Origin of the sequence: Sulfurimonas sp., from assembly GCF_041583195.1 — a bacterium.
Lineage (GTDB): Bacteria > Campylobacterota > Campylobacteria > Campylobacterales > Sulfurimonadaceae > Sulfurimonas.
In genome coordinates this window covers 1-12,986 of record NZ_JBFHGL010000003.1, presented here as the reverse complement: position 1 = coordinate 12,986, position 12,986 = coordinate 1, and the positions used below count along the sequence as shown (strand labels likewise).

General features: G+C 33.4%; 9 protein-coding genes and 1 pseudogene. 5 read left to right on the top strand and 5 right to left on the bottom strand.

The window, feature by feature from the left end; genetic code table 11:
• Nucleotides 1-78 precede the first annotated feature (78 nt).
• Nucleotides 79-750 (top strand): helix-turn-helix domain-containing protein, encoded by a 672-nt coding sequence (locus tag ABZA65_RS03540; RefSeq protein WP_373070668.1) that lies wholly within the window; start codon nt 79-81, stop codon nt 748-750.
• A gap of 10 nt (nt 751-760) precedes the next feature.
• Here ABZA65_RS03540 and ABZA65_RS03535 read toward each other — a convergent pair whose 3' ends face one another.
• From ABZA65_RS03535 to ABZA65_RS03515, 5 genes and pseudogenes are all read right to left on the bottom strand, one after another.
• The gene (locus ABZA65_RS03535) at nt 761-1,216 is read right to left on the bottom strand and encodes a CZB domain-containing protein (protein WP_373071182.1); all 456 of its coding nucleotides are present in this window, start codon (nt 1,214-1,216) and stop codon (nt 761-763) included.
• A 30-nt stretch (nt 1,217-1,246) separates the two neighbouring features.
• Nucleotides 1,247-1,597 (bottom strand): annotated as a pseudogene (locus tag ABZA65_RS03530) (methyl-accepting chemotaxis protein); the annotation flags it as partial.
• A 571-nt stretch (nt 1,598-2,168) separates the two neighbouring features.
• Nucleotides 2,169-2,654 carry a PAS domain-containing protein gene (locus ABZA65_RS03525; protein WP_373070666.1) on the bottom strand — a complete coding sequence of 162 codons (486 nt, stop codon included), beginning with the start codon at nt 2,652-2,654 and terminating at the stop codon, nt 2,169-2,171.
• A gap of 125 nt (nt 2,655-2,779) precedes the next feature.
• Entirely contained in the window at nt 2,780-8,518 is a 5,739-nt protein-coding gene (locus ABZA65_RS03520) for a PAS domain S-box protein (RefSeq protein WP_373070664.1), read from the bottom strand.
• Between the two features lie 3 nt (nt 8,519-8,521).
• Nucleotides 8,522-9,220, bottom strand: a complete 699-nt coding sequence (locus ABZA65_RS03515; protein WP_373070662.1) for a response regulator transcription factor — start codon at nt 9,218-9,220, stop codon at nt 8,522-8,524.
• A 221-nt stretch (nt 9,221-9,441) separates the two neighbouring features.
• Between ABZA65_RS03515 and ABZA65_RS03510 the strand changes: the two genes are divergently transcribed.
• The 4 genes from ABZA65_RS03510 to ABZA65_RS03495 all read left to right on the top strand — a co-directional run.
• The gene (locus ABZA65_RS03510) at nt 9,442-9,807 is read left to right on the top strand and encodes a response regulator (RefSeq protein ID WP_373070660.1); all 366 of its coding nucleotides are present in this window, start codon (nt 9,442-9,444) and stop codon (nt 9,805-9,807) included.
• Nucleotides 9,808-9,814: 7 nt separating this feature from the next.
• The gene (locus tag ABZA65_RS03505; RefSeq protein ID WP_373070658.1) at nt 9,815-10,108 is read left to right on the top strand and encodes a lipid asymmetry maintenance protein MlaB; all 294 of its coding nucleotides are present in this window, start codon (nt 9,815-9,817) and stop codon (nt 10,106-10,108) included.
• Complete coding sequence (locus ABZA65_RS03500; RefSeq protein ID WP_373070656.1) at nt 10,105-12,156, top strand: chemotaxis protein CheA; 2,052 nt, start codon at nt 10,105-10,107, stop codon at nt 12,154-12,156. The genes ABZA65_RS03505 and ABZA65_RS03500 overlap by 4 nt, the downstream gene beginning before the upstream one ends.
• Nucleotides 12,157-12,203: 47 nt before the next feature.
• The coding region (locus ABZA65_RS03495) for an MCP four helix bundle domain-containing protein (RefSeq protein WP_373070654.1) at nt 12,204-12,986 on the top strand (783 nt) is incomplete at its 3' end.

Genomic DNA, 12,986 nt, shown 5'->3' with positions numbered 1-12,986 from the left:
AGATATGTAATACTACTTTTTTACTCTATTATATCAAAATTAATCCATAATCACCTCTATACAGGAAGGTTGCCAACTATGAAGAAAAATCTTTTTACTATAAAAGAAGTCTCAGTTATTTTAAATATACCTGAGGTTACAGTTTTAGACCTGATAAGCTCACATAAACTGGAATATTACAAAATAGATAATAAAATAAGAGTAAGTGAACTTCATATTGTAAATTATTTAAAATCAAATTCAAAAAAAATACAATGGATAAAAAAAGATAATATATTTAACAACAGCAGAACTAAACTTTTTAGCTTTGTAAATTCCTTTTTTAAGCGTAGTAAAGAAAAAGTTTTTTTTTACAAAAATAAAGTAAAAAAAAATCATCTTACGATGCTTAACGATCTAGTTTTATTAAAAGAGATAGACCTTGTTCAAGGTATTAAATACAATTCAAAGCAACTAAAAGAACGATACCCTAATAAAATAGTTACAGTAAACAACACCCAATTTATTCAAAAAAAAGTTTTATGTAATAAAGCAAAACAAGCTGTCACACAACTAAATAATCACGTTCACCTAGGTGAACTTACCGATTACATCAAAAAACATAAAAATTTTATTCAAAACGAAACTGCTTTATTAAAAAATGAGCGTAACGACTTTTTCGAATTCACTATGGTTGCAAATGTTCCGTTTGTCAAACTAAATCAAGATATAAAAAATACATTGGATAAACTGGAAAATTCAAAAGATTAATATTCATCAACTATATATCCTTTGAAACTAAAAACTGTTGTTCTACCATCTCATTTAATAACAGTGCAAGCTTTGTACTTGCATCTTCCATCTCTTTAAAGTTTTCTACAATATATTTAGAATTTTCCTGTTCATATACGCTATTGTTTTTTACATACTTTAAATTATCTTTAGCATAATCGTGTACAGCCTTGTGAGAAATGTCTATCTCTTTATATTCAGAATAATCTCCAAATCGTTCTCTTCCTTCTCCTGAATACCATTTACCGAATCTACACTCAGTGTGTTCAAGAATCTCTTTATCTTTATCTGTATTTATAACAGTTGAGTAGGCATGTGATTTAAATATAGAATGGTCTATCTTAACAAGTGATACCAAAAAAACATTTGAGAGTATATTTGCATTATATGCAGATTCTTTAGCATCACGATTGAAGGAATTGATTGTTAAAGAAAACTTTTGCATATGTTCGAGTGATTCATCTGCCAGATTTGTCATAGTGTTTGCTTCTTCTTGAATATCTGTAGTACCTTGTTGAAGCGTCATAATTGTGATGGAAATTTCAGATGTTGCTTTTTGAGTTCTCTCAGCTAGTTTTCTAACCTCATCCGCTACTACGGCAAAACCTCTTCCATGCTCTCCTGCACGGGCAGCTTCTATTGCCGCATTTAAGGCTAAAAGATTTGTCTGTTCCGCAATCTCTTTAATTAACTCTACAATAGATGATATCTCTTGTGACTGGTCAACTAATTTATTAACCCCATCTGTTGTCTTTAATATACTAGAGTTTAATTTTTCAAAGTTATCTTGTACATTTTCTATAGAACTTAATGTCTCTATAGACATCTCTGCTGTTTTATTAGATGAAGCAGAGATTTTATGCATTAAGTCACTTCCTTTTTCAATATCTTTTTTGATATCTATCATTCCACCGATTGTACCGCCGCCAAGACTATCAAACTCTTTAACAAGCATACCCCTTGACTCCATTATCTTTCCTGCGGCAATACCTTTTATCGCTTTGTTAAGCGGCTCTATTGCATCAGCAAAACTTCCATTTAAACCATCAGGAAATATTACTGCCGTACTCTCTCCATGGCTTGCCAAATCAATGGCTGTCACCGTATCTCTTATAAATGTCTCTACTTGATCCGCTAGGTTATTATATCCCCATGCTATATCATAATATCTTGATTCTACAGGGATATTGTTAACCCTGCCTTCTAGTTTTCCAACACCGGCATTTTTTATTACAGTACTTATTTTACGTAAAAGTTCTTCATCGTTATCATTTTTATTTGGTATGAAAAAACCTGCCATAAAAAATACTAACAAAACAGATGCTACAACAAAAGAGTAGTTTATAGCAATATAAATTGATGCCACAGCTACAGTTACTAATAGATAAATTAACTGTTTATTTTTGAAGTTCGATAATAAGTTCATCATATGATACTCCTTGAGAATCTAATATACTTTTTAGCAGTTTAAATGATCCATCTAAACCCTCTTTTTTCTCCACCTTTAATAGATCCATATATATAGCTTCAACAGTTTTTACTGCCTTTTCTTTTGGTTTACGACGAACGGAGTAATAACCTATAACTTCTCCTTTTTCGTTATATGAAGGCGTAACATTCGCGAATACCCAATAGTAATCACCGTTTTTACACTTGTTTTTTACAAATGCATTTATTGACTTTTCTTCATAAAGTCTTTCCCATAAAAGTTTAAACACTATAGCAGGCATATCTTCATGTCTTAAAATATTATGTGGGGAGTTTAAAAGCTCACTTTCAAGGTAACCAGACATTTTTATAAACGTCTCATTACCGTATGTTATTCGTCCTTTTATATCTGTTTTAGATACTATAAAATCATTATCACGCATATATATCTGCATAGTCTTCCTTAATACTTTACTGTAAAAATATTAACTAAACAGAGGTCATAAAAAGGTCATTATATAATACGTATTTAATATCCAAATCGTGACAATAAGTAGATATTAAGAACTGCTATTTGCGCTTATAACGCTTTAACTATAGATAGTCTCAGTGTTTGTTTGTCGTGTTCAAACTCAGTCACCTTAATCTCTACGTCAATTAATTTTTTATTTTTTGCTTGATGCTTGGTTCTAAAAATAATCTCTTTTTTATTAAGCAGATCCGTCTTAACATTATCTACCTCATCAGTAGACATATACTTATCTATATCTTCAACCTTCATACGTAAAAGTTCTTCTCGTGTATATCCTAGCATATTACAAGCTACATCGTTTACATATAAAATTGAGCGATCATCTCCAATAATATAAACGGCATCGTTTCCACGGTTTATTGCAGTTTGTAAAAGTTTAACTTGTTTATCTTTCTCTTTTTTATGGGTAATATCTTTAACTACCGACAAGCCTACACGTTTATTATTAAATATAAATGTACTTCCAACAATTTCGACATCAATTATATCTCCGTTCTTTTTCTTGTGTTTTGTTTCAAAAAACAACTCCTGATTTTTTATCACATCAGCACTTACATCGGCAATCTCATCTAGTGAGTGCTCTGCATCTATATCGGATAGGTTCATTGTACATAACTCTTCTTGTGTATAACCTAGCATCTTACAAGCACCGTCATTTACATATATTATAGATAGTAAGTCATTGTCTATAAGATATATAGCCTCTGATGTATGATCAAGAGCTGAGCCTAAAAGTTCTAACTCTTGATGCATCGATTCCAGCTTTTTACGTTCCGTTAAATCTCGCCCTACTAAGAGTACACTTACTACATTTCCGTTATCATCCAATTCAGGTATAATTCTCTGTTCTCCCCATCTCTCTTCACCGTTTGGCATAATATAAGGAGCTTCTATCGTAAGTTCTTTCCCTTCAGAAACAACTTTAGCAAAAACTTTTTCAAATTCATGTGTAGTTGGAAGCGGTGAGTTATCTTTAGGGGCTTTACCTATAATATTTTCTAGAGGCTTATTCATAAGTAATTGACCAATAGGATTTACATAAGTTCTACGACCGTCAAGGTCATAGCGAATAATTACATCAGGAGAGTTCTCCACCATAGCCCTAAATTTTTCTTCACTCTCTCTTAGAGAATCTTCTGCTTTTTTACGGTACGTAATATCTCTTGAAATTACTAAGAATGTGCCGCTTATACGTTTAGCAGAAGTGGAGAGTTCAAACCAGTGTTCACCATCATCTAAATCAATTTTTATAATTTTACCAAATGAAAGCCCTTTCTCATCCGCTTCCTTTATGCCTTCTAAAGCGATCTTAGTAGCCTCACCGGAAAGGACATCTTTAAAATTTTTGCCTAATAGATACTCTTTTTGAGTAGCTAACAACTCCTCATTTTGTGCCCAGACACCCAAATAAGTCCCTTCTCTATCCACCTCAAAAAGCAGATCGGGAATAGCATTTATGATCCCCTTGGTAAACTCCAGCGACTGTTGTAATTCCAAAGTACGTTCTGCTACCCTATTTTCTAAAGACATATTTAACTCTATTACGGCTTCTTCTGCCTCTTTGCGTTTTGTAATATCACGGGCAAGAACCATATATGTATCTGAAGATGATTTTTTTGAAACAGAGAGTTCAAACCACTTTTTGCCGCTTGTCAGTTCAAGAGAGTATGAGTTTCCTAAAGAGTAACCTTTTTCATCGACCTCATTTATACTTTCTGAAGCGACTTTTACTACATCAGGAGGAAGTACATCTTTATAGTTTTTACCTAAAAGTATCTCTCTTTGTGATACTAATAACTCCTTATCCTGTGCCCATACACCGACATAAACTCCGTCTTTATCAACCTCAAAGAGTAGATCCGGTATTGCATTTATAATTCCCTCATTAAAAGCTAGTGCTTTTTGAAGCTCATCACTTTTTTCTTTAAGAGCATTTGTAGCCTCTATTCGCTTTGTAATATCACGTATAGTCCCTACAAGGTACTGCTTTCCGTCACCGTTTTCAAACATAGACTTAACGGTTTCAATGCGATGCGTCACACCGTCTGAAGAGGTAAAGTCTTCTTCATTTATGTTTACATCTTTTGAATTAAATACAAATTCATCTTTTTCCCAAAATACATCGGCTTCCTCTTTTGGGAAAAAATCGTAATCTGATTTACCGATTAATTCACTATGAGATTTTTCTATAAACTCACAAAAAGCCTTGTTTAATATTTTCCATCTATGTTCTCTGTCTTTTACAAAGATTGGATCAGGCACTGAGTCTATCAGTTTGTTTAGAAAACTATGTGAGTCGGCAAGTTCTTTCTCCATTAGTTTACGCTCTGTAATATCATGTACAGTTCCTATGGAGTAAAGAGATATACCGTTTTCATCATATGATGTCTCACATCTCTCCGTAACATACTTGACCCTGCCATCAGGCATCAGAATTTTATGATCTACCTCATACGGAAGTTTGGTTTTTAACGACTCTTCATATAGAGTGCTTACCATCTCTCTGTCATCAGGGTGAACATAATCGTAAAAAGTCTTATGAAGATTGCTAACATCTTCCTTGTTTAGCTCAAAAATTCTGTATGTCTCATCCGACCATGAAAGGATGTTGTTTTGTATATCAAGTTCCCAACTCCCTACATGAGAAACCCTCTGTGCATCAACAAGAAATTTTTGATTTTTACGCAATGAATCTTCCATCTGCTTTCGTTCTGTTATATCTTCTAAAAGTGCTAAGATATACTCTACACTGCCATCTTGACTGCGTACACAACTAACTGCGAGGTTTGTATATACTACTTCCTTATCTTTACGGATATATCGTTTTTCGACCATATAATCATCTATATCTCCATTTATAAGACGTTCAAAATACTCAAATGACGATGTCAAATCATCAGGATGGGTAAGATCGTTCCACGTTAAGCCTTCTAGTTCTTCTCTAGAATAACCAAGCATCTCACAAAATTTATCGTTGACCTGCAACCATCCTTTATTTGCAGACGTAATAGCCATACCTACAAGCTGACGTTCAAAAAAGAGACGCATTCGCTCATTATCTCTTTGTTCTTCTAGTAGAAGTCGCTCCGTGATATCTCTGGCAAATCCCATTATGTAAGGTACACCGTCATATACGAAATAATTAGCTACAATCTCAACAGGAAAAATAGTCCCATCTTTTCGTTGATGACGCAGCGCCATTATAGCTGTTTTATGCTCTTTTAAAAATTCCCAATTTTCACTCCATCTCTCCGCTGGCCAATCAGGATCTATATCAGCAACGCCAAGTTTTAACATCTCCTCCTGCGTATATCCTAAAGAGCGGCATGCACCTTCATTCACGTAATAAAATTTTCCGTTTTCATCTGCTAAGTAGATTGATTCGTTTATATGATCTATTGCAAATTTTTTCAATAGAAGTCTTGCATTTGCTTGTTTTTGCTCAGTAATATCCCTAACATTGGCTATATGATAAAGGATTTCTCCGTTCTCGTTTTTTATAACGGTTATGTCTATGTTTACGGGAAATTTTGAGCCGTCTTTACGGACATGGATTGCTTCAAAAGATACAAACCCTTTAGTAAACGCTTCTTTTTGTTTTTCATCCAATACTTCTAAACTCTCATCACTAAAGAGTTCCTGAACACTTTTATCTTTAAGCTCTTTTTCACTATAGCCGTACATTCTGCAAAAAGCAGGATTGACCATTTCAAAATAGTTACTTGCACCTTTATGAACAGCTACTCCCCAATGTGTTTGGTTAAAAATATCTTCCCACTGAGAAAGAGCTTTTTCAAGTTCAAGACTTCTTGCAACCTGTTTCTCCAACATATCTATTTTTTTTATTGCGGATTCTTCGATATCATATAATTCACTTTCTTCTTCAAGGTTAATAACCTCAAAGACAGCAGGAAGCATTATTGTAAATACGGCTCCTTGGGTACCGTTTTCAACACTTAATTTTCCGCGCATCCTTCTCTCTATTATAGACTTTGCAATATAAAGCCCTATACCTATACCCTCAGCTTTTGAACTTATTGAAATATCAAAAACTTTCTCTATTGGTTCTTGATTAATACCACCTGCATTATCCTCTACTCTAATAAAGATGTCATCTCCACTTCTATAATTAGTTATCGAAATAAGCGGATTTTCTACTTTCCTCTCTACCAGTACGTCTTTAGCATTTAGTATGATGTTAAGTAAGGCATTTGATAATTCACTACTATCACCAAAAACTGAAATTTCTGTTTTAGCGTCATATTTTAAAGTAATATTTTCTACTTCAAGTGAATAGTGAACCATCTTTTGTAGGTTCTTTATCTCTTCATTTACACTAAACTCCTCTTTATCACTTATCTTGTGTCTAAAAAAACGATAAAATGTATCTATGGTATCTGAGAGATGACGTATAATGCTATAACTTTGCTCTATGGAGCTTAGAAGTTTCTCTTTAACAACACTTCCCTTAAACAGAAGTGTCGCTTTAAGATTTGTCTGAATTGAGCCTATCTCTGCAAGTGGTTCTCTCCATTGATGTGCAATATTACCTACAAGTTCACCAACAGATGCTTGGCGAGATTGTAAAAAAAGTATTTTGTCTTGAACTTTTAACTTAGATATCGCTTCATTTCGCTCTTCATGTAATAGTTTGATCCTATATCCTAAAGCAAGTGAAAAAAACATAACCTCCCATGCAGTGCCTGCAAGCATTGCAGAATCGGTATAAATAGTATAAGGTATAAAACCGATGTTGATTCCTATAAATACCATAGAACCAACTAAAAAACCACCAAGTGCTATACAAAAGTATTTGGCAGGAGTGTAATTATTAAAGTAACTTACTATACATATGTACAATGATAGAAGATTTACAATAGCAAAAATTATAATATTTGCGTATTGACCAAAGATACTTAAAAATAGGGTGAGCAAAAATAACAAAGATGCTAAGAAACCTATAATTAGTGAGCTTCTATATATTTTAGGATGCAACTCTTTAATATTAAAAAACTTCAAAGTAAATAGTAATAAAAATATTGATGCACCTTCTAAACCTATCGTTTCTAAAAGAGAATCTGAACTTGCTGAAATCTCCAGCCAAAAATGAAGATATTCACGCGTATATACGATTAAAATAAATATAAAAAATGTATAAGCAGTATATAAAGCATAATCTATCTCTTGTGTTGATAAATACAAGAACAGGTTGTATAATAAAAGACTTAAAATGACACCGCTAAAGATAGCGAATAAAATAATTCTAGGCTGTTGCAAATTTAATAAAGATACTTCATCACTTATGTATATTGGTGCTATAAGCGGTGAAAGCGAGTTGATTTTAAGCAGGTAAGTTATAGGTGTATTCTTAATATTTAAGTTAAACATAGGTTCAAAACTCTTAACATCCTTTTCATTATTTTGTACCAGTACACCGTTTTTTGCACTTGATATTAATTTATTGTCCCTATATTTAAATAACTCAACTCTTTCTAAAGAAGTATTCATAAGAGTTAAAAATCTCTTTTCATCACTATTATTAATTAATTCAAGTGCTATCCATAACGGAGCATTACTAAAACCGAAACTTTTTGCTTCTTTATTTTTAAGTTGACTAAAATCTCCGTTTTTAAACTTTTTATATGCCTCTTTATGTGAAATTTCTCCTGAAAAGTATGCAGGTTTATTGAGTATCTTTATACTATTATTTTCATCAATAATTTTAAATGATTGAAATGCCGATAGTTGCGTAATATACAAACATATCAACAAGAGAAATATTTTCATCCTCTACTCCGGCATATTTCTAGTATTTAGTCTATAGCCTATCCCTCTTACAGACACTATTATATCTGTATTTAATTTTTTACGAATTCTTAGAACCAAATTTTTTATTGATGATTCAGAAGTGCTATCAAGAGGCCATAGTGCTTCAGATATTTCATCTTTTGTAACTGTTCTTGAACGGTTGTCAATTAATAACTTTATCAGTTCTAGTTCTTTTACACCTAGAGAAACAATGAATCCGTTTTGATATAGTTCTTGTGTACCGGAGTTGAAGAAAAGATCTTTTTGCAACGTAATAATTCCAACATTTTTTTCAACGCGCTTCATAGCTTTACTAATGGTACTAATAAGAGTATTTAACTCTATCGGTTTTATAACATATCCGTCTACAGATAGGTTTGCTGCATCTAGAAGCATTTTTTGTTCTGTAAAACTCGTAAGTAATACTATTGGTATTTTATAATCAACAGATCTTATTTTATCAACCAACTGAAGTCCGTCTACATTTGGCATCTTAATATCACTGATGATAATATCCGGAGATTCATCTTCGTACAATTCAAAAGCTTTTTGTCCATCTTCAGCCCAAAAAACTTTATCAAATATCATTCCAAGTATCTCTATTGTTTGCTCTCTAATGATTTTATCATCTTCAGCAAAGAGAACGGTTTTATTTTTTAAAAGTAAAAGATTAGCAATCATCAACTACTCCATTTTTTCTATAAGATTCTTATTTTACCCTAATACCTAATATATGTATATTAAGTTATTAAGTCACATATTAGTCATTTTAAAAGTATAACATCCGAATAGTCATAAATAAGTCATTAACAATACTACATACGAGACTGAATCATAACTGATAGTTATATATAATTTTCCATATAAATTTTTTTTAAGCTTAATTTTATGAGGAGAATAAAATGTCAAAAAAAGTATTAATTGTAGATGATTCAAGCGTAATGCGAATGACGGTCAGCTCAATTCTTAAAGAATCAGGGTATGAAGTAATCGAAGCAGATAACGGTCAATCAGGTTTTGATAAAGCGATGGCAACTCCAGTTGATCTTATTATAAGTGATGTAAATATGCCTGTTATGGATGGTTTATCATTCGTTCGTTTGCTTAAAGAACAATCTCAGTACCGCTTTGTACCTATTATTATGCTTACGACCGTAACAGGACAATCAGATATAGAAGCTGGAAAAGCTGCAGGTGTAAAAGCATGGATGGTTAAACCATTTGATAAAGCAAAACTGCTCGGTGCAGTTGCAAAACTTTTAGGTTGATCCAGTCATGGTTACGTTAGATGCTTCTACTTTGAATATTAATCCTGCTAGCGAATTAACTATATACCAAGTAGAAGAGATTACAAAACTCGTACAAGAATCGTTTTCAAATGCTAAACAAGTATTAATTAATCTACAACAAACTGAAAAAATAGACACTGCAGGCTTTCAACTACTCATATCACTCCAGAAAAGTTGTTCTAAAACAAATAAAAATTTTGAAATTATTGAACTAAATAGTTCAGTTGAGAACTTTTTAACACTATGTGGATTCAGTTTTGAGACAAAGGAGAACCTATGATGTCCGGAATAAACTTTAGTGATATAGCTAAAGAGTTTAGAGAGGAAAGCTTAGAACTGCTTGATGCAATGGAGAACTCGCTTATAAATATTCGTGAAAACGGAATGGATGATGAATCTATAAATGCCGTTTTTCGAGCAGCACATACTATAAAAGGCACTGCCGGTATGTATAAGATCGATTTTGTAGTAGAATTTACACATATTGCAGAGAATCTGTTAGATCAGATTAGAAATGGCAAGATCGAGATGAACGATGAGTTAGGTGAACTCCTTTTAGAGTGTAAAGACCATATGCAAAATCTAGTGGAGTTTTCAGTAGCTACAAATAACGAAAAGCCTCCTCACGAAGAGCTGTCTGAAAATACTAAAAGACTGGGTGATGCACTGAATGCCAACCTTTCAGGTATTGCTGCTATTGAACAAACACAATCTACAAAATCTCAAGAAGATGAACTTGATAGTTCTTTACAAGAGCGCAGCTGGAACTTAAAGATCAAATTCAATGAGAACATAATGGAACACGGATTTGAACCTGCCAGTTTCTTAGCATATTTACGTAAAAACTCATCCTCATTTGTCTCAACTACAAAAATATCTAAAGTACCTTTAATCAAAAAACTTGAACCTACAAACTGTTACGTTAAATTCAAAATTGATTTTACAACTACATTAAGCAAAGAAGAGATTATCGATGTTTTTGAATTTGTAGAGGATGATTGTACATTAAACCTAAACGAAGTGGAAACTCCGACTGATACTACTCAAGAGCAGAACCATGAAGATACAAAGACTCATGAAACCACTCAAGAAGTAAAAAAACAAGAGAGCGGACCTAAACAAACATCTACAATACCTAAGATCCAACCTTCATATACTATACGCGTAGATGCTGAGAAAATAGACCTTCTTATAAACCTTATAGGTGAAATGGTAGTTGCTAACGCTAACGTAGTTCAGCAGTCAATAGACATCAAAAACAATGAACTTACAGAATCCGTCTCTATAGTTTCAAGGATGCTTGAAGATATACGCGAAAACGCGATGCAGATCAGGATGGTGCAGATCGGTGAAACATTTAACCGCTTTAAGCGAATTATCATGGATCTTTCAAAAAAACTTGGAAAAGATATAGAATTAGTTATAAAAGGTGGAGAAACGGAACTTGATAAAACTGTAATTGAAAAGATAACCGATCCGCTTGTTCACATAGTCCGTAATGCTATCGATCACGGTATAGAAGAGCCAGAAAACCGCGGCGGTAAAAATGTCAAAGGAACGGTTCAACTAAATGCTTACCACGATGCAGGTACTGTTGTTATAGAGATCTCTGATGACGGTAAAGGTTTAGATAAAGATGTACTATACACAAAAGCGGTAGAGAAAGGTCTTATTGAAGATGGTGTTACTCTATCTGAGCAGGATATTTTCAAACTTATTCTAGAACCGGGCTTTTCAACTGCACCTGCAGTTACGGATCTATCAGGCCGTGGTGTGGGAATGGATGTAGTTAAGAGAAATATTGAAGCTCTACGCGGAAATATAGAGATACAAAGCAAACTTGGTGAAGGAACTCAGTTCATTATCAGACTTCCTCTGACACTTGCAATAATAGATGGCTTTTTAGTCCAAGTTGGTGAGACCTCTTATGTAATCCCTCTTGACATGGTTGTAGAATGTATAGAACTAAGTGATGAAGAGAGAAAAGAGATGCACGGTAACAACTTCGTCAACTTACGTGGAACTATTCTACCTCTTCTAAATGTAGGTGAATTTTTCAATGAAAAAACAAATGAAGATGCAAGAACCAACATCATAGTTGTTCACTATGGAGGAAAACGCTACGGATTCATAGTTGAAGAGCTTTATGGAGAGTTTCAAACGGTTATTAAACCACTTGGAAAGATCTTTTCAGAACTTCGAGGAATAAGTGGAGCAACCATTCTTGGAAGCGGAAAGGTAGCTCTTATACTTGACGTACCTTTGCTAGTGGGGAATGTTTTATCCCGTGCGACACGAGGAGCAGGTGATGAGATGAGAATCGCATAATTTAAAACTTAAAAAATAAACAAAAACACAAAACATAAGGAGATAAAATGTTTAAAAATATGAAAATAGGAGCAAAGCTCGGTATCGGATTCGGGACATTATTGATTATGCTCTCAATAATAGCTATACTAGGAATGATACGTATGGCTGATATCATGGATTCAATGGACGACATTGTTGAAAATAGATTTCCAAAAACCATCTTAGCCAATGATATTATCAATATTGCAAACGACAGCCGTGCACAAATCCGTAACCTCTTACTTACTGAAAGTGAAACTGAGAGTAAGGCTATTGTCGAGCGTCTCCAAGAAAATCGTCTTAAAAACGGTAAAGTTTTCGAAAAACTCAAAAATGGAATTAAAAGTGAAAAAGGCAAGGCACTTTTAGAATCTACTATAGAAGCTAGAAAAATCTACGGTGATGCTACTAGAAAGGTAATGGCTCTTGGCCTTGCGAATAAAAATGCAGAAGGATATGCATTGTTAACCGGAGAAGTTCGTTCATTACAAAAAGTATATTTTGACAATATAAATGAACTAATAAAACGCCAATACCAAGAGATCAAAGATGGTAACGAAGAATCTGATGCTGCATATCAAGAAGCACGTACTCAAATGATCATTCTCTCAATAGCAGCTATTATATTAGGATTATTCGGAGCATTTTGGATAACACGTTCTATTACGAGTCCTCTTAACGAGCTGGTAGATGTAGCAAACAGTCTTTCTAGAGGAGATATGTCTGTAAATGTTACTGCAGATACGACAGATGAGACTGGACAGCTAAAAGGTGCTATGAAAAATATGCTCGATACTGTTAAAGAGATG